The organism is Burkholderia sp. LA-2-3-30-S1-D2, from assembly GCF_001523915.2.
In the GTDB taxonomy this organism is placed as follows: Bacteria; Pseudomonadota; Gammaproteobacteria; order Burkholderiales; family Burkholderiaceae; genus Burkholderia; species Burkholderia diffusa.
This window is the reverse complement of record NZ_CP013384.1, coordinates 2,369,747-2,387,697: the sequence shown is the minus strand read 5'-3', so window position 1 is coordinate 2,387,697 and position 17,951 is coordinate 2,369,747. Positions and strand designations below refer to the sequence as shown.

Genomic DNA, 17,951 nt, shown 5'->3' with positions numbered 1-17,951 from the left:
CGGGGTGGCACCAGAATGGTTCCCCGGCCGCACAGCTTTGCCGAAATCGCACCAGTCCGTTACGCGAGGCGTCCGAGCGCACGTCGGCTCGGGCTGATAAAATCCGGCGCTTGCCCATGTTGTGCCGATGGTAGCCATTCGAATCTTCCCGCATCCCGTCCGGGCATCGCGCGAGGATGTGCCACGCGAAGCCGGGCATGGCCGCCTTCGGGGAATGGGCCGTGCCTCCCCATTACACAGACGCTGCTGGAACAAGGAGTCGGGTCGTGCCCGCGTTCGTTGCTGTCGGAATATCCAATCACGTTCAACCCGGTTCGATCGATCGGCAGGGCGCGCGCGTTGCCGGAGGGCATCGCGCATGACGCCGGCCGTCACGCTGCTGGACTGGCTCCTGACCGTGTTCACGCTGGCCGCGGCTGGCTACGCGCTTGTCGCCGCGTTCGCGCCGCAGCCGCGCACGCCGCGCACCGCCGCGCGCGACGGCTTCGAGCCAGTCAGCGTGCTCAAACCGCTGTGCGGCGCGGAGCCGCACCTGTACGAGAACCTCGCGACGTTCTGCGAGCAGCGCCACCCGCGCCATGAAGTGCTGTTCGGGGTCGCTTCGGCGGCTGATCCGGCCATCGCCGTGGTGGAGCGGCTGCGCGCCGATTATCCCGAATGCGACATTACGCTCGTGATTGACGCGCGCGTGCACGGCAAGAACCTGAAGGTCAGCAATCTGATCAATCTGGCCGAGCGGGCGAAGTACGGCCGCATCGTGATCGCGGACAGCGACATCGCGGTGAAGCCGGATTATCTGGAGCGGGTGACGGCGCCGCTCGCCGACGCGTCGGTCGGGGTCGTCACGTGCCTGTATCATGCGCGCAGCGTCGGCGGGTTCTGGACGCGGATCGGCGCGCAGTTCGTCGATGCCTGGTTCGCGCCGTCGGTACGGATCACGCACCTCGGCCGCTCGAGCCGCTTCGGCTTCGGCGCGACGCTCGCGCTGACGCGCGACACGCTCGCCCGGATCGGCGGCTTCATCGCGTTGAAGGACGAACTGGCCGACGATTTCTGGCTTGCCGAGCTGCCGCGTCGCCTCGGGCGGCGCACCGTTCTGTCCGAGGTCGAGGTCGCGACCGACGTGATCGAGCCGTCGTTCGGGCCGCTCTGGCACCGCGAGACGCGCTGGCTGCGCACGATCCGTTCGCTGAATCCGGCCGGCTTCGCGTTCCTGTTCATCACGTTTACCGCGCCGTGGCTCGCGATCGGCGCGGCACTGGCACTGCGCCTCGACGGCACCGTCGCCGGGACGCTGGCGGGTGGCGCGGCCGTCGTCGGTGCGTTCGGGCGGCTCGTGCTGCACGCGCGCGGCGAGGACGGCTGGTGCGCCTTCTGGCGCGATCTCCCGCTCGTCGCGGTGCGCGACACGCTGCTCGCGCTCGAATGGCTCGCGGCCGCGTTCGGCACGCACGTCGTATGGCGTGGCGCGAGGATGACGGTCGTCGGCGGCGAGCGCGCGACGGCGGCAGTGGAAGGCGGGGACGGCCGCTGAGGTGCGTTCCCCGAGGGAGCCGGCCATGCGTGCGGTCCCGATCGAATCCGGCCCGAAGGCCGAGACGCGCCGCGCGGCAACGCCCGCGCGACGCGACATGACAGAGAGGCGGGCGCCGGCAGGGCGGCCCGCGGTTGATTGACTGAATCGTTGAAAACGAATCGAACTATGCAGGCTACCGGAGCATTCATGAAAACGCTGTTCTTGCAGGCCCCTTCGTATGACGGCTTCGACGGCGGAGCCGGTTCGCGCTACCAGGCGAAGCGCGAAATCCGTTCCTTCTGGTACCCGACGTGGCTCGCGCAGCCGGCGGCGCTCGTGCCGGGCAGCCGCGTCGTCGACGCGCCGGCCGACGGCCTGTCGGTCGAAGAGACGCTGAAGATCGCCAACGACTACGATCTCGTGATCATCCACACGAGCACGCCGTCCTTCCCGACCGACGCGATGTTCGCGCAGGATCTGAAGAAGATGAAGCCGTCGATGCTGGTCGGCATGGTGGGCGCGAAGGTGATGGTCGATCCGCACAACTCGCTCACGGCGAGCGAGGCGATCGACTTCGTGTGCCGCGAGGAATTCGACTACACCTGCAAGGAAATCGCCGAAGGCAAGCCGTTCCCCGAGATCAAGGGCTTGAGCTGGCGCGCGAAGGACGGCTCGATCGAGCACAACGAAGCGCGTCCGATCCTCGAGAACATGGACGAACTGCCGTTCGTCGCGCCCGTCTACAAGCGCGACCTGAAGATCGACAACTACTTCATCGGCTACCTGAACTACCCGTACGTGTCGATCTATACGGGCCGCGGCTGCAAGTCGCGCTGCACGTTCTGCCTGTGGCCGCAGACGGTCAGCGGCCATCGCTACCGCACGCGCTCGGTCGAGAACGTGCTCGCCGAAGCGAAGTGGATTCGCGACAACATGCCGGAAGTGAAGGAACTGATGTTCGACGACGACACCTTCACCGACGACCTGCCGCGCGCCGAAGCCATCGCTATCGGCCTGGGCAAGCTCGGCATGACGTGGTCGTGCAACGCGAAGGCGAACGTGCCGTACAAGACGCTGAAGGTCATGAAGGAAAACGGCCTGCGCCTGCTGCTGGTCGGCTTCGAATCCGGCGACGACCAGATCCTCGTGAACATCAAGAAGGGCGTGCGCACCGATTTCGCGCGCCGCTTCAGCGCGGACTGCAAGAAGCTCGGCATCAAGATCCACGGCACCTTCATTCTCGGCCTGCCGGGCGAGACGCAGGAAACCATCAAGAAGACGATCGAGTACGCGAAGGAAATCAATCCGCATACGATCCAGGTGTCGCTCGCCGCGCCGTATCCGGGCACGACGCTCTACAAGCAGGCCGTGGAAAACGGCTGGATGGAAGAGAACAAGACCATCAACCTGGTGAGCAAGGAAGGCGTGCAGCTGGCGGCAATCGGCTATGCGCACCTGTCGCGCGACGAGATCTATCACCACCTCGAGCAGTTCTATCGCCAGTTCTACTTCCGTCCGTCGAAGATCTGGGAGATCGTCCGCGAAATGCTGACGAGCTGGGACATGATGAAGCGCCGGCTGCGCGAAGGCGTCGAGTTCTTCCGCTTCCTGCGCGCGCACGAGGCCTGATTCGTGACGACGCAGCGGGCGGCGCGGGCGCTGATCTTCACCGCGGACGACTTCGGGCTGCACCCGCGCGTCAACGCGGCGGTCGAGCGCGCGCATCGCGACGGCGTGCTGAACGCCGCGAGCCTGATGGTCGGTGCGCCCGCGGCGCAGGATGCGATCGAACGCGCGCGGCGCCTGCCGTCGCTCGCGGTCGGCCTGCATCTGGTCCTCGCGGACGGGCCGGCCACGCTGCCCGCGCATGAGATCCCCGCGCTCGTCGGCCCCGACGGGCGGTTCGGCGACGCGATGGCGAAGGACGGCTGCCGCTTCTTCTTCCTGCCGCACGTGCGCGCGCAGCTGCGCCGCGAGATCCGCGCGCAGTTCGAAGTGTTCGCGGCAAGCGGCCTGCCGCTCGACCACGTGAACGCGCACAAGCATTTCCACCTGCATCCGACCGTGCTGTCGATGATCATCGAGATCGGCCGCGACTACGGGCTGCGCGCGGTGCGGCTGCCGTACGAAACGAGCGCGCCCGCGCTGCTCAAGCCGTGGATCGCGCTGGTGCGCGCGCGGCTCGACCGCGCGGGGCTCGCACATAACGACTATGTGGTCGGGATCGAGCATACGGGCGCGATGGACGAGGCCGTGCTGCTCGACGCGCTGGCCAAGCTGCCGCCCGGAGTCGGCGAGATCTACTGCCATCCGGCCGAAGCGGGCGACGGCCCGATCACGCCGACGATGGCCGATTACCGTCCGGTCGACGAACTGGACGCGCTGCTGTCGCCGCGCGTCGCGGCCGCGCTGAAGGCTGCGGGCGTCGCGACCGGCGGTTTTGCCGACGTATTCGGCCAGCCCGCGGTGCGGCGCGGCGCGCAATCGTCGCGCGCACCGGGAGCGCAGCCGTCATGACCAAGTGGATCAAATGGCTCGGCTGGCCGCTCGGCATCGGCATCCTCCTCGCGCTCGGGTTGCACGAAGGCATCGGCGACGTGACCCAGATGCTCGAGCGCGCCGGTTTCGCGCTGCTGTGGCTCGTGCCGTTCCACGCGCTGCCGCTGCTGCTCGACGCGTATGCGTGGCACCAGCTGCTCGACCGGCGCGCGCCGCTGTCGTTCCTGTGGTGGGTCGCGACCGTGCGCGAAGCCGTGAACCGGCTGCTGCCGGTGGTCGGGATCGGCGGCGAGCTGGTCGGGATCCGGATGGCGCGCTGGCAGGTGCCCGATGCGAGCCGCGTGACCGCGTCGGTGATCGTCGAGGTGCTGGTGACGATCGTCGTCCAGTATGCGTTCGCCGCGCTCGGCCTCGTGCTGCTGCTCGCGACGACGCACGACATGGGCGGCGGCACGATCGGCCTCGCGCTGCTGCTGACGCTGCCGCTGCCGGTGCTCGGCGTCGTGCTGATGCGGCGCGGCGGAATCTTCCACGCGATCGAGCGATTCGCGGGGCGTCTGCTCGGCGATTCGCACCGGTTGCTGCAGGGCGTCGACGGCAAGCGCCTCGATGCCGACATCGATGGGCTGATGTCGCGCACGGGCCTGCTGTTCAGCGCGTTCTTCTGGCAGCTGTCCGGCTATGTGCTTGGCGCGCTCGAAATTTACTGGGCGCTCGCGCTGCTCGGCCATCCGGTATCGATCGGCGGTGCGATCGCCATCGAGGCGATGACGCAGGCCGTGCGGCATGCGGCGTTCATGGTGCCGGGCGGTCTCGGCGTGCAGGAGGCGACCGTCGTGCTGCTCGCGCAGATGTTCGGCGTCGATCGCGAGACGGCGCTGTCGCTCGCGCTGGTCAAGCGCGGCCGCGAGGTGCTGTTCGGCTGCCTGGCGCTCGGTTCGTGGCAGCTGGCCGAACTGGTGCGCACGCGCCGCCGGATCAAGGCCGCGCCGGCCGGGGCGCGCGCGGCGCAGGCGAGCCGCGAGGCCGAGGTGGGAACCGAAACGATGCATTGAACACGAGACGGGCCGCGCGCCCGTCTCGCGCTTTTGGCGTCGCGCGGGTATCCTTGGCGCGTGTTTTCTCGACGCGCATTTCTTCTGATGATTTTCCGTTTCCGGCTTCTTCCCGTGACGATGCTGGCCGCCGCGCTGGCGCTGACCGGCTGCGACGACAAGCAAGGCAATTTCGACGTGCAACGCATCAGGGACTTTTTCAACGCGATCAAGCCGGCACCGCTGCTGCTCAAGGGGCTGAAGGCCGGCGTATCGACCGAAGCCGACGTGCGCGCCACGATGGGCAAGCCCGAGACCGAGCGCGCCTTCACGGACGGCTCGAAGCGCCTCGAATATCCGCGCGGCCCGATGGGCAACCAGACCTGGTTCGTCGACCTCGACGCGAGCGGGCACTACACGGGCGCGACGCAGGTGCTGACCGCCGAGAATTTCGCGAAGGTGCGTCCCGGGATGACCGAGGACGAGGTGCGGCGCCTGCTCGGCAAGCCGGGCGACATCGCGCAATACCCGCTGAAGCCCGAGACGGTGTGGAGCTGGCGCTGGCTCGAGGACGGCGTGAACACCGACGCATTCTTTAACGTTCATTTCGGCCCGGACGGGCTTGTCTATACGACTTCGCGCTCCGATATCCTGAAGGGGCGGTGAGACCGGCTGCGGCGCTATATCGAAAAAGCGACCGGAAAATTGCAAAAAGTCCGCTTCCCTGCGTGTCATCCGACTGTCAGGAAGCGGCTTTTTTCCTTTTGAAACAGTGGCGTAGGCCGTGCCTGCAAATGGTGGGACGAATTGCTGCAACGCAGCAATCGCGTGCACGGTGATTTGAGGCAATCAATTTCGCTTGCGACTATCCGCGTCAGCCCGGCGCGGAAAGGTATGCGCGCCGGTGTTCATATCAACACTGGAGACGCGCGTGTTCCTTTACGGCTTTGGTCCTGTTCTCTGGGCCGGCACCGTGCAGACCATCGAACTGTCGGTGCTGTCGCTCGCCGCCGCGGTGGCGCTGGGGCTGATCGGCGCGGTGGCGAAGCTGTCGCACAACCGGGTGCTGCGAGCGATCGCGACCGGTTATACGACGCTCATCCGCTCGGTGCCCGATCTCGTCCTGATGCTGCTGCTGTTCTACAGCATCCAGATCTGGCTGAACCAGTTCACCGACCTCGTCGGCTGGGACCAGATCGACATCGACCCGTTCGTCGCCGGCGTGCTGACGCTCGGCTTCATCTACGGCGCGTACTTCACCGAGACGTTCCGCGGTGCGTTCCTGTCGGTGCCGCGCGGCCAGCTCGAGGCCGGCGCGGCTTACGGGATGAGCGGCATGCGCGTGTTCGTGCGGATCATGTTTCCGCAGATGATGCGTTTCGCGCTGCCGGGCATCGGCAACAACTGGCAGGTGCTTGTGAAGGCGACCGCGCTGGTGTCGATCATCGGGCTCGCGGACGTCGTGAAGGCCGCGCAGGACGCCGGCAAGAGCACGTTCAACATGTTCTTCTTCATCCTCGTCGCGGCGCTGATCTACCTCGCGATCACGACCGTTTCCAACCTCGTGCTGTTCCAGCTCGAGAAGCGTTATTCCATGGGCGTGCGGCACGCAGAACTATGATCGAGATCCTCCAGGAATTCGGCCAGGCGTTCCTTTACTGGGACGGCCAGCGCCTCTCCGGCCTTGCGGTGACGTTGTGGCTGCTCGTCGCGTCGATTTCGCTCGGCTTCGTGTGCGCAGTGCCGCTCGCGGTCGCGCGCGTATCGAAGAAGAAGTGGCTTTCGATGCCGGTGCGGTTCTACACGTATGTGTTCCGCGGCACGCCGCTCTACGTGCAACTGCTGCTGATGTACACGGGCATGTACAGCCTCGAGTTCGTGCGGTCGCACTCGCTGCTCGACGCGTTTTTCCGCAGCGGCTTCAATTGCGCGATCCTCGCGTTCGCGCTGAACACCTGCGCGTATACGACCGAGATCTTCGCCGGCGCGATTCGCGCGATTCCGCACGGCGAGGTCGAGGCAGCGCGTGCTTACGGGATGTCGCCGTTCACGATGTACCGCCGGGTGATCCTGCCGTCGGCGCTGCGCCGCGCGCTGCCGCTGTACAGCAACGAGGTGATCCTGATGCTGCACGCGACCACCGTCGCGTTCACGGCGACCGTGCCCGACATCCTGAAGGTCGCGCGCGACGCCAATTCCGCGACCTACATGGCGTTCCAGTCGTTCGGAATCGCCGCGCTGATCTATCTTGCGGTATCGTTCGCACTCGTCGCGGCATTTCGCCGGGCGGAGCGCCACTGGCTCGCGTATCTCGCGGCCGGCCGTCATTGATTTCACTTCGAGGAGAGCCAGTTGGCCGAGATCACTCAAACGAGCGCGTCCGCTTCCGTCAAGCTTGCAGCGGTCGACATTCACAAGCGCTACGGCGACAACGAGGTGCTCAAGGGCGTGTCGTTGAACGCGAAGGCGGGCGACGTCATCAGCATCATCGGTGCGAGCGGTTCGGGCAAGAGCACGTTCCTGCGCTGCATCAATTTTCTCGAGCGGCCGAATGCGGGGCAGATCGTCGTCGACGGCGAGGCGGTGCGCACGAAGACCGACCGCGCCGGCGCGCTCGAGGTTGCCGATCACAAGCAGTTGCAGCGCATCCGCACGAAGCTCGCGATGGTGTTCCAGCACTTCAATCTGTGGGCGCACATGAACGTGCTCGAGAACGTGATGGAAGCGCCGGTGCACGTGCTCGGCATCCCGAAGAAGGAAGCCGAAGACCGTGCGCGCGAGTATCTCGAAAAGGTCGGCCTCGCGCCGCGCGTCGAGAAGCAGTATCCGTCGCACCTGTCGGGCGGCCAGCAGCAACGTGTCGCGATCGCGCGTGCGCTGGCGATGCATCCCGACGTGATGCTGTTCGACGAGCCGACCTCGGCGCTCGATCCGGAACTGGTCGGCGAAGTGCTGAAGGTGATGCAGAAGCTGGCCGAGGAAGGCCGCACGATGATCGTCGTCACGCACGAGATGGGTTTCGCGCGCAACGTGTCGAACCACGTGATGTTCCTGCATCAGGGGCGGACCGAGGAAGAGGGTGATCCGAAGGAGGTGCTGGTGCGTCCGCAGAGCGAGCGTCTGAAGCAGTTCCTGTCGGGCAGTCTCAAGTAACGCGAAGGGCGGGTTTCATACGTGGTACCGGTGTCTCGTCCCGCAGGCGCCACCCGCACGACGCAGGTGGTGATCGTTGCATTGCCGCCCGTGTCGATGTCGGGCGTGGGTCCGATCGTCGATGCGTTGCATCTCGCGAACGAGATCGACGGGCGCTTGCTGTATCGCTGGCAGGTGTGTTCGTGGGACGGGCGGCCGGTGCCGCTCGTCGGCGGGGCGCAGTGGCATGCCGATGCGGCGTTCAACGATGCGATCGCGTGCGACTGGCTGATCGTCGTGTCGGAGCGGTTTCAGCAGTTTGCCGACTACCGGTTGTTTCTCGCGAGTCTCGCGCGGGTCGGGCAGCGGACGCCGGTCGTGACCGGCATTCATCACGGTGTGTGGTGGCTTGCGATGGCCGGACAGCTTTCCGGATATCGCGTGAGCGTGAACTGGGAGACGTATCAGCAGTTCGCCGAGCAGTTCGAGCGGTCGATCGTCACGCAGCAGATCTTCGAGATCGATCGGGACCGCGCGACGTGCGCGGGTGGGCAGGCTACCGTGGATTTCATGCTGGCCATGATCGGCCGGGAACATGGGCCCGATCTGGGTGAGCGCATTGCCGATGCGCTCGGGGCCGGCACGCTGCGCAGCGGCGAGGAGCGGCAGCGGATTCCTTTCGTGACTGCGCCGGGCGAGCGGCATCCTCGGCTGAACGATGCATTGCTTTTGATGGAAGCCAATATCGAGGATCCCCTGACGACCGATGAGATCGCCGGGCTCGTGGGCGTGTCGCGGCGGCAGCTCGAAAGGCTCTTTCGGCAGTATCTCGGGGCGATGCCCTCCAAGTATTACCTCAATCTCCGGTTGCTCAAGGCAAGGACGCAGTTGCAGCGCACGAGCAAATCGGTCGTGCAGGTCAGTCTCGCTTGTGGGTTTTCTTCTGCCGCGCATTTTTCCAATGCCTATCGGGAGCGGTTCGGCGTGACGCCACGCGAGGACCGGCGAGCCTGGCTCGAAAAGCAAACCGGGAGTGAGCCTCGCGGGGGCGCGTTGGTCGAGCGTGGGGCGAAGGATTGATTCTCGTGGGTTGCTCGCCGGTTGGCGTGAAGCACCTGTGATCGTGTCGGTCTATTAGCGTCGCCCCTGCGCGGGGCGGCGGTTACTTTTCTTTGTCTTGCCAAAGAAAAGTAACCAAAAGAAAGGCGCTGTGAAAACGCAAGACCTCCCGGTGCCGTGGCCCACGAAGTGGCCCTCGCCTAAGTGTCGGCGCCAGTCAGGAAACCGGAGTGGTTCGAGCAATGGTTCTGACTCGTCGCACCACCCGACGGAGCGGTATACCGCCCGCAAGCTCCATCCGCGCTTCGCTCGGCTGCAAGGTGCTTCAAGTCGCAAGATGAGGGTGCTTGCTGTGGCCTTGCCCGGAGGCGTGCGACAAGTGGACGACGACGGCGCACATCTGATCCCCAAGAGCAGCGATAGGGGTTAGTCGGCAAGACCTAAGTAGGGTGCGACGTATGGCTTGCAATAGAACAGCGCGGCGAGCAACGTTACAACGAAAAATGCTCCTCCCCAACGACGTCCCGACCATCGTTTATACGCTACCGCGTTTAATATCGCGCATGTGACAGCGGGCCATAACAGCATGGCGAACATGCCCCACAGGAACTTCGCATGCGATGTGCAGTGTTCCATGTCGCTGCAACCCGCTGTATGTGACTTCACCGCGGGCCAACGGATGTGATTGAGGGCGTAGATGGTCACCCATGTGACGAGCAAGCCCCACGCGAACCCTAGTATAGCGAGCGCCATACGTTTCATTTCACTTCCCAGAATAGGATTTCTTTGGAATTGGCCAGGTCGGAGAACCAGCTGTTGTTTGTCAGTGGGTTTCGGAATTGCGACATGCCAATGCGGAAGCGTAAGAAACTCACAACGGATGGGGTAAGTGTGTCCTTGTTCCACAGGTCGATAAGAGGTGGCCTCGCTCGTTCGGACAGTTTTCTGAGAGTTTTAAGTGGAGCGTCCAGGGCGATCATGCTGCCGATTTGATCGCAGGCAGCGTCGCGAAGTATGCCTCATCGGGCGTCTGATCCGCCAGGCTCGAATGAGGCCGTTTGCGGTTGTACAGCTCAATGTATTGGCCAATGGAGCGCCGGGCATGGCTTACCGACTCGTAGGCTCGCAAATAAATTTCTTCGTACTTGATGCTGCGCCACACGCGCTCGACGAACACGTTGTCGCGCCAAGCACCTTTGCCGTCCATCGACAGTCGAATGCCTCGGCCCAGCACCGCCTCGGTGAATGTTCCCGCCGTGAACTGGCTGCCCTGATCGGTGTTCACGATGTCGGGGTGCCCATGGCGGGCGAACGCTTCTTCCAGCGCTTCAACGGCATGCACGGCCTCCAGCGTGATCGCCACGCGGTGCGCGAGGATCTTGCGACTGGCCCAGTCCACCACCGCCGTCAGATACACGAAGCCTCGCGCCATGGGAACGTAGGTCGTGTCGAGTGCCCAGACCTGGTTGGCCCGCTCGATCTTCATGCCGCTCAGCAGATACGGCCAGACCTTGTGCTGCGCGTTGCGCCGACTCGTGTTCGGCTTGCAGTACAGCGCCTCCACGCCCATGCGCTTCATTTGCGTGCGTACGCGGCGCCGGCCGACCTCGTAGCCTTCCCGGCGCAGCAAGCGCGCCAGCATCCGGGCACCGGCAAACGGGAACTCCAGATGCAGTTCGTCGATCCGGCGCATCAGCCGTTGATCGACTTCGCCCACAGGCCGCGCCCGGTAATACGCGCTCGATCTCGCGATACCAACCAGCCGGACTTGCTGCGAAACCGGCAACGCATGGCCACGGTCAATCATCGCTTTGCGCTCAGCAATCCCGCCTTGGTGAGCGCGCCGCTTAAAAAATCATTTTCCAGGCTGAGTTGGCCGATCTTGGCGTGCAGGGTCTTCACGTCTACCGGTGGCTCGCTAGACACCGGGCCAGCCGCACCGAACACGTCGGCCGCGCGCTCCTGCAACTGCCGTTTCCATTCTGTGATCTGGTTCGGATGCACATCGAACTGCTGCGCCAGTTCGGCCAGCGTGCGCTCGCCCTTGACAGCCGCCAGGGCCACTTTCGCTTTGAACGCCGCTGAGTGCGTGCGTCGGGTTCGTTTCGTCATTTCCTCGGTTCCTTTGCCTGCATTATCGCTGGCTCAGGCCCCGGCCGTTCCACTTATCCCGCTGTCCGATTTTGCGCGGCCACCTCTATATGACCGCCGCTGAGTGTGTCGGCAGCATCGCCATCCTGTCGCCAGTAGCCGAAAAAGTAGATGATACCGGTTCGGTTTCTTATCTTGGTTTGCCAATCTGGACCAGTGATGTTGTCAGGTGTGCCAAGCCCAAGGAACGGGCGAAGCTTTAACCATTCAGCCAGCTCGTACGCGCGTGTCGCTGTCGCTTTGCCACCAAGCATCAGACGGCCTAGCATCTTCTTTCCCGGCATCGGCTTCAACACATTCTGTGAAAACGACTTCATGTCGCTTCCGATGCTGTGAAACGTGACGCTCATGCGAATGGCGCATTGATTCTCATATTCGCCAGTGGGGTCGTCGTAGGGGTCTTTCTTCGGGTACGCGTTCCAGAGCTCTTGAAAGGACAGCACTCGAAGCTGTACAGATTTCTTCGATTTTGGCGTGTCGTTCGTGCGGACCTTCGTAGATGGATTAGGCATAACTCACCCCGGTGTGTCTTTTTGCAATTGCTTCGTCTCCCCAGTAGACGGTGTAGTCTCTGGGGCCGTCGCCGGTGTGGACGCGCGGTAGCTCGCCGTTTGCATCGAGCACGCCGGGGGTGTCAGAATTTCCGTGTTCAAGGCGGGGTTGAGATTCACACGGATGGTCGAACGAACCGGTCCTCGTAGAGGATAGCGAATTGGTTCATCGCTGTCTTCCAGTCGTGAGCGGCACGTCCCCAATCGGCAGTGATGTTGCGCAGCGCCAGCCAGATCAGTTTCGTCGCGGCATCATCGGTCGGGAAGTGACCTCGGGTCTTGATGATCTTGCGTAGCTGCGAATTGATGTTCTCGATGGCGTTCGTCGTGTAGATCACCTTGCGCACGCCCGGCGGGAACGCAAAGAACGGAATCACGCGATCCCAGGCGTTGCGCCACGCCGTGCTGACCGGCGGGAATTTCTGCCCCCACGGACCGTCAGCAAACGCATCCAGCTCGGCCTGCGCGGCTTCAGCGCTCGGGGCGGTATAGATCGGGCGGATCGCAGCAGCGAGGGACTTGCGGTCTTTCCAGCTCGCGTAATCGAGACTGTTGCGGATCAGGTGGACGATGCAGGTTTGCAGCGTCGTGGCCGGAAACACCACCGCAAGTGCTTCGGGCATGCCCTTGAGGCCGTCGGTCACGGCAATCAGGATGTCGCCCACGCCGCGTGTTTTCAGATCATTGAATACCTTCATCCAGAACTTGGCGCCCTCGGTGTTCTCGATCCACAGGCCCAGGATGTCACGCGTGCCGTCGGGCAGAATGCCCAGTGCCAGATAGACGGCCTTGTTGCGCACGACGGCGTCTTCGCGAATCTTCACGCGCAGCGCGTCGAAGAATACGACCGGATACATCGGTTCGAGTGGCCGGGCCTGCCAGGCCGTCACTTCGGCCATGACCTCATCGGTCACCGAACTGATGAATTCGGGCGAAACTTCCGTGCCGTACTGCTCCAGCACAAAGCCCTGAATCTCGCGCACGGTCATGCCCCGTGCGTACATCGCAACGATCTTGTCGTCGAAGCCCGTGAAGCGTCGTTCGTGTTTGGGGATCAGCAGTGGTTCGAAACTGCCGTCGCGGTCGCGCGGTACTTCGATGCGGATCGGTCCGTCTTCGGTCAGAACCGTCTTGGCGCCACGGCCGTTGCGCTGGTTCGTCACGCTGGCCGGTTTTGCCGCGCCCGGCGCGTAGCCGAGGTGGTGATTCATCTCACCGCCCAGCGCTCGCTCGATCAGCGCCTTCTTGAGGGCTAGCGTCGCGGCATTGATCGCTTCGGCCGTCATCGGGCCGTTGCCGAATTGTTCAAGCAGTTCAGCGGGAATCGCCGGTAGCTCTACCGGTGGGGTTTTCGGTTTGCGAGGCATAGGTTCTCCTGGGGAGGATCATATGCCTTGAACACGAAATTACTGACAGGCCCAGCACGCCGGAATGGATGCGGCCGTCTGCCGTCTCGATGTAATAGGGGTAACCCGCGGGCCCGGTAGTACTGCCGCTACACTTCGCCTCGACCTGCTCATCAAATTCGCCTTGCTTGATCGACACGACGCGGCCGGTTGTTGTTCGGTCCGAAACGACCTCCCCGAGACCCTTTAGCCAATCATCACACCATGCTTCACCGGCAAGCAAAGCAACGATGCTCGGCGGAGTCGAACAGCCGCACAGGACAATATCGCGGTCGAGTGCGACTTCTCCCTGAAACTTGAGTCGATATGGCCCGCCGGCCTTCGCGATGACGCCGGTGCTTTGACATGCAGTGCAGAACGCACTGCCGCCAATCAAGGCTGCTTGATGCCCGTGGACTAGGAATGGTGGCCCGCTGTATGGGCTAATTGTTCCTCCGCTTGAAAGGCTGTCACCCACAACCGCAATTCTTCTATTCATCGTTTGGCCCTCTCGGAAAGTCACAATGGTAGCCGCACGGCGTAAGGCTATATCTCGATATTGTTCGAAGTACTTGAGAAGGCGTGATCACGCTGGCTGCACTACTTGTCAAACGGTGCTCATTTACCCTTTGCGTTATCAAGCAATGTGCCGACTGCGTTATTCCGTGTTCGCCAGCCGCGTTATTCTCAAGGGCCGTGAGGATGACGAGGTGCTTGTGGGTGGGATTCGTGGCGTCATTTACATGCCGTGGCCCCCGGGACCGATCGACCAACTGTGCTGCTTGAGGGATGTGTCCCCGTCAGCCGAGCGAAGAGAGGATGGAACTGGCGGGCGGTATACCGCTCTGTTGGGTAGTGAGTGGTGTCAGAACCATTGCTCGAACCACTCCGGGTTCCTGGCTGGCGCGGACACTTAGGCGAGGGCCACTCAGGTGACCACCGCACCGGGAGGTCATGTGTTTTCACAGCGCCTTTCTTTTGGTTACTTTTCTTTGGCAAGACAAAGAAAAGTAACCGCCGCCCCGCGCAGGGGCGACGCTAATAGACCGACACGATCACAGGTGCTTCACGAAGAACGCGGGCGCACCACCCGAAAAGCCCCAAAAAACACCGCCACCCCCGACCCCCCCGCCGGGAAGGGCAAAATAGACCGAAGAAAAGCGCTTCCGATAGAACCCGTCGCAAATCCGCAAGACGCTTGCGTCACCCTTACCTAAACTTGATCCTGTTGAACCCTCTTACGAAACCGAAAGGAACGACCATGACGACCTCGACCGTGACCCGCCAGACATTCGATGAAGTGATGGTGCCGGTATTCTCCCCCGCGCCGTTCGTGCCGGACCGTGCAGAGGGCTCGCGAGTGTGGGACACGGCCGGCCGCGAGTATGTGGATTTCGCCTGCGGCATCGCAGTGACGTCGCTGGGCCACGGCCACCCTGAACTGCTGAAGGTCCTGGACGAACAAGGCCGCAAGCTCTGGCACATCGGCAACGGCTACACGAACGAGCCGGTGCTGCGCCTCGCCAAGCGCCTCGAATCGCTGACCTTCGCCGACCGCGCGTTCTTCGCGAACTCGGGCGCGGAAGCGAACGAAGCCGCGCTGAAACTCGCACGCCGCGTCGCATTCGACCGCCATGGCGCCGACAAATACGAAATCGTGTCGTTCGTCCAGTCGTTCCACGGCCGCACGTTCTTCACGGTCAGCGTCGGCGGCCAGCCGAAATACTCGGAAGGCTTCGGCCCGGTGCCGGCCGGCATCAAGCACCTGCCGTTCAACGACATCGAAGCCGCGAAGGCCGCGATCGGCCCGCAAACCTGCGCGGTGATCGTCGAGCCGGTGCAGGGCGAAGGCGGGGTGATCCCGGCCGATCCGGCCTTCCTGAAGGCACTGCGCGAAGCATGCGACGCGAACGACGCACTGCTGATCTTCGACGAAGTGCAAACGGGCGTCGGCCGCACGGGCCAGTTCTACGCGTACATGGACACGGGCGTCACGCCGGACATCCTCACGACCGCGAAAGCGCTCGGCAACGGCTTCCCGATCGGCGCGATGCTGACGACGAACGAACTGGCCGCACACTTCAAGGTCGGCGTGCACGGCACGACGTACGGCGGCAACCCGCTCGCGTCGGCGATCGCGGACAAGGTCGTCGAACTGATCGGCGACCCTGCATTGCTCGAAGGCGTGCGCGAACGCAGCGTCCGGCTGAAGGGCGCGCTGGAACGCATCAACGCACGCTTTGGCATCTTCAAGGACATCCGCGGCAAGGGCCTGCTGGTCGGCGCGGAACTCACCGCCGCATTCGACGGCCGCGCGAAGGACTTCGTCGCCGCCGCGGCCGAGAACGGCCTGATCATGCTGATCGCAGGCCCGAACGTGCTGCGCTTCGTCCCGTCGCTCGTGATCCCGTTCGACCTGCTCGACGAAGGCATGAAGCGCTTCGAGAAGGCAGTCGAGCAGGTGCTCGCGGCCCAGGAAGCCACCGCGCGCTGATCGGCGCACCCATCGCAGACAGGAACGACGATGCTATTTGTTCGCCCCGGCAAACTCACGGATCTCGATGCGCTCGCGCACATGGCGCGCACCGCGCAGCCGGTCCTGCACTCGCTGCCGCACGACCGCGCGGCGCTCGAAGCGCGCGTGGCGCTCTCCGAGGATTCGTTTCGCGCGGACGTCGATTTCGCCGGCGAAGAGTTCTATCTCTTCGTGCTCGAGGATTCGTCGACGGGCAAGCTGCTCGGCACGGCGAGCATCGTGGCCGCGGCCGGCTACTCGGAACCGTTCTACGCGTTCCGCAACGACGCACTGATCCACGCGTCGCGCGAGTTGCACGTGAACCGCAAGATCCACGCGCTCACGATGTCGCATGAGCTGACCGGCAAGAGCCGGCTGGCGGGCTTCTACGTCGATCCGTCGCTGCGCGGCGACGCGGCCGCCCACCTGATTTCGCGTGCGCGGATGATGTACATCGCCGCCAACCGCCGCCGCTTCACGCCGGAAGTGTTCACGCTGCTGCTCGGCGTGAGCGACAACACGGGCGCATCGCCGTTCTGGGAAGCGGTGGGCCGCAAGTTCTTCGGCCGCAACTTCACCGACGTCGACATCGCGTCGGGCGGCCGCAGCCGCACGTTCATCGCGGAAGTGATGCCGGCGTATCCGCTCTACGTGCCGCTGCTGCCGGAAGCGGCGCAGCGCGTGCTCGGCGAGCCGAACGAAACGGCACTGCTCGCCTACGACATCCATCTCGAGGAAGGTTTCGAGCCGGACCGCTTCGTCGACATCTTCGACGCGGGCCCGGTGCTGACCGCGCAGGTCGACCGCACCGCATGCGTGAAGCACGGCGCGGAGCGCACCGTGCGCGAAGCCGCGCGTCAGCAGGGCGATGTCGCGTACATGGTGTCGACGGGCAGCGGCGAATCGTTCCGCTGCGTGCTGGCCGACCTGCCGGGCGACACGGCCGACGCGCCGCTGGCCGGCGACGTGCGCGCGGCGCTCGATGTGAAGGATGGTGATGTCGTGCGCTGCGTGCCGCTGCATCGCCGCGACGATGAAGAGATGAAGGGAGACGCAGCATGATCGTCGTTCGGGTCGTACAAACGGGCGACGTCGACGCGCTCGTGTCGCTCGCGAAGGAAACCGGGCCGGGCCTGACCACGTTCAAGCCCGACCGCGACGCGCTCGCCGCGCGCATCGAACGTACGCGTCGCACGCTCGACTGCGAGGCCGCGCCGGGCGAAGCCGGCTACTTCTTCGTGATGGAAGATTCGAAGACGGGCGACATCGCGGGCGTGTGCGGGATCGAGTCGCAGGTCGGCCTCGAACAGCCGTTCTACAACTATCGCGTGAGCACGGTCGTGCATGCGAGCCAGGAGCTCGGCGTGTGGACGCGGATGCACGCGCTGAACATCTCGCACGACCTGACTGGCTACGCGGAAGTGTGCTCGCTGTTCCTGAGCCCGCGCTATCGCACGGGCGGTGTCGGCGGCCTGCTGTCGCGCTCGCGCTTCATGTTCATCGCGCAGTTCCGCGACCGCTTTCCCGAACGCATCTGCGCGGAGCTGCGCGGCCACTTCGACGAGGATGGCACGTCGCCGTTCTGGCGCGCGGTCGGTTCGCACTTCTACCAGATCGATTTCAACGCGGCCGACTACCTGAGCTCGCACGGCCGCAAGTCGTTCCTCGCGGAACTGATGCCGCGCTATCCGGTGTACGTCGACCTGCTGCCGCAGGACGCGCAGGACGCGGTCGGCCTCACGCACCGCGACACGCTGCCGGCCCGCAAGATGCTCGAAGCGGAAGGGCTGCGCTACCAGAATCACGTCGATATCTTCGACGCGGGCCCGGTGCTCGAATGCCACGTCAACGACCTGCGCACGGTGCGCGAAAGCGTCGTCGTGCCGGTCGCGATCGGCGAGCCGGATGCGCGAGAGGATGCGTGGGGCGGCCATCCGCCGAAGTCGCTCGTGTCGAATACGTCGCTCGGCGATTTCCGCGTCGGCGTCGCGCCGGGCGTGGTCGCGAATGGCTCGTTCGTGCTGTCGGCCGACGATGCCGCCGCGCTCGACGTGAAGGCCGGCGATCCGGTCCGCGTGCTGCCGCTCAAAGTCAAACAGGGATAAACGA

General features: G+C 64.2%; 16 protein-coding genes. 12 read left to right on the top strand and 4 right to left on the bottom strand.

Going from position 1 to position 17,951, the window contains the following annotated elements; genetic code table 11:
- Positions 1–358: 358 nt before the first annotated feature.
- The 9 genes from hpnI (at position 359) to WS66_RS23840 (ending at position 9,261) form a co-directional block, all read left to right on the top strand.
- The gene (hpnI, locus tag WS66_RS23880) at positions 359–1,534 is read left to right on the top strand and encodes a bacteriohopanetetrol glucosamine biosynthesis glycosyltransferase HpnI (RefSeq protein ID WP_059599145.1); all 1,176 of its coding nucleotides are present in this window, start codon (positions 359–361) and stop codon (positions 1,532–1,534) included.
- 168 nt (positions 1,535–1,702) lie between these two features.
- Positions 1,703–3,145: a hopanoid biosynthesis associated radical SAM protein HpnJ gene (gene hpnJ, locus WS66_RS23875; RefSeq protein WP_306426965.1), complete on the top strand. Its 1,443-nt coding sequence runs from the start codon at positions 1,703–1,705 to the stop codon at positions 3,143–3,145.
- A gap of 3 nt (positions 3,146–3,148) precedes the next feature.
- On the top strand, positions 3,149–4,033 hold the full coding sequence (gene hpnK, locus WS66_RS23870; protein WP_059599146.1) for a hopanoid biosynthesis-associated protein HpnK: 885 nt from the start codon (positions 3,149–3,151) through the stop codon (positions 4,031–4,033).
- Positions 4,030–5,070: a lysylphosphatidylglycerol synthase domain-containing protein gene (locus tag WS66_RS23865; RefSeq protein ID WP_059599147.1), complete on the top strand. Its 1,041-nt coding sequence runs from the start codon at positions 4,030–4,032 to the stop codon at positions 5,068–5,070. Before hpnK ends, WS66_RS23865 begins: the two co-directional genes overlap by 4 nt.
- Positions 5,071–5,157: 87 nt before the next feature.
- A complete protein-coding gene (locus tag WS66_RS23860; RefSeq protein WP_059599148.1) occupies positions 5,158–5,715 on the top strand; it encodes a hypothetical protein in 558 nt (185 codons plus the stop codon).
- Positions 5,716–5,980: 265 nt separating this feature from the next.
- Positions 5,981–6,670, top strand: coding sequence for an ABC transporter permease (locus WS66_RS23855; RefSeq protein WP_059599149.1), 690 nt, complete (start codon positions 5,981–5,983; stop codon positions 6,668–6,670).
- Entirely contained in the window at positions 6,667–7,380 is a 714-nt protein-coding gene (locus WS66_RS23850) for an ABC transporter permease (protein WP_059447650.1), read from the top strand. Before WS66_RS23855 ends, WS66_RS23850 begins: the two co-directional genes overlap by 4 nt.
- Positions 7,381–7,401: 21 nt before the next feature.
- Positions 7,402–8,202 (top strand): ABC transporter ATP-binding protein, encoded by an 801-nt coding sequence (locus WS66_RS23845; protein WP_059599150.1) that lies wholly within the window; start codon positions 7,402–7,404, stop codon positions 8,200–8,202.
- A 21-nt stretch (positions 8,203–8,223) separates the two neighbouring features.
- A complete protein-coding gene (locus tag WS66_RS23840) occupies positions 8,224–9,261 on the top strand; it encodes a GlxA family transcriptional regulator (protein WP_059599151.1) in 1,038 nt (345 codons plus the stop codon).
- 955 nt (positions 9,262–10,216) lie between these two features.
- Here the strand turns inward: WS66_RS23840 and WS66_RS23820 are convergent.
- The 4 genes from WS66_RS23820 to WS66_RS23800 form a co-directional block, all read right to left on the bottom strand.
- Positions 10,217–11,352, bottom strand: a protein-coding gene (locus WS66_RS23820) for an IS3 family transposase (protein ID WP_442859285.1) whose coding sequence is annotated in 2 segments (ribosomal slippage) — positions 10,217–11,088 and positions 11,088–11,352 — 1,137 coding nt in all. Because the reading frame shifts where the segments join, the coding sequence is not laid out codon by codon here.
- A gap of 53 nt (positions 11,353–11,405) precedes the next feature.
- Positions 11,406–11,903 carry a T6SS effector amidase Tae4 family protein gene (locus WS66_RS23815; RefSeq protein ID WP_082728776.1) on the bottom strand — a complete coding sequence of 166 codons (498 nt, stop codon included), beginning with the start codon at positions 11,901–11,903 and terminating at the stop codon, positions 11,406–11,408.
- A 155-nt stretch (positions 11,904–12,058) separates the two neighbouring features.
- Entirely contained in the window at positions 12,059–13,309 is a 1,251-nt protein-coding gene (locus WS66_RS23805; protein ID WP_059600046.1) for an IS256 family transposase, read from the bottom strand.
- On the bottom strand, positions 13,257–13,826 hold the full coding sequence (locus tag WS66_RS23800) for a PAAR domain-containing protein (protein ID WP_108064760.1): 570 nt from the start codon (positions 13,824–13,826) through the stop codon (positions 13,257–13,259). Before WS66_RS23800 ends, WS66_RS23805 begins: the two co-directional genes overlap by 53 nt.
- Positions 13,827–14,588: 762 nt before the next feature.
- On the opposite strand from WS66_RS23800, the gene WS66_RS23790 reads away from it, so the two are divergent.
- From WS66_RS23790 to astA, 3 genes are read left to right on the top strand one after another with little or no spacing between them, the layout of a single operon-like run.
- On the top strand, positions 14,589–15,821 hold the full coding sequence (locus WS66_RS23790) for an aspartate aminotransferase family protein (RefSeq protein WP_059603334.1): 1,233 nt from the start codon (positions 14,589–14,591) through the stop codon (positions 15,819–15,821).
- 30 nt (positions 15,822–15,851) lie between these two features.
- Positions 15,852–16,904: an arginine/ornithine succinyltransferase subunit alpha gene (gene aruF, locus WS66_RS23785; protein WP_059603337.1), complete on the top strand. Its 1,053-nt coding sequence runs from the start codon at positions 15,852–15,854 to the stop codon at positions 16,902–16,904.
- Complete coding sequence (gene astA / locus WS66_RS23780) at positions 16,901–17,947, top strand: arginine N-succinyltransferase (protein WP_059603341.1); 1,047 nt, start codon at positions 16,901–16,903, stop codon at positions 17,945–17,947. The genes aruF and astA overlap by 4 nt, the downstream gene beginning before the upstream one ends.
- Positions 17,948–17,951: the final 4 nt, after the last annotated feature.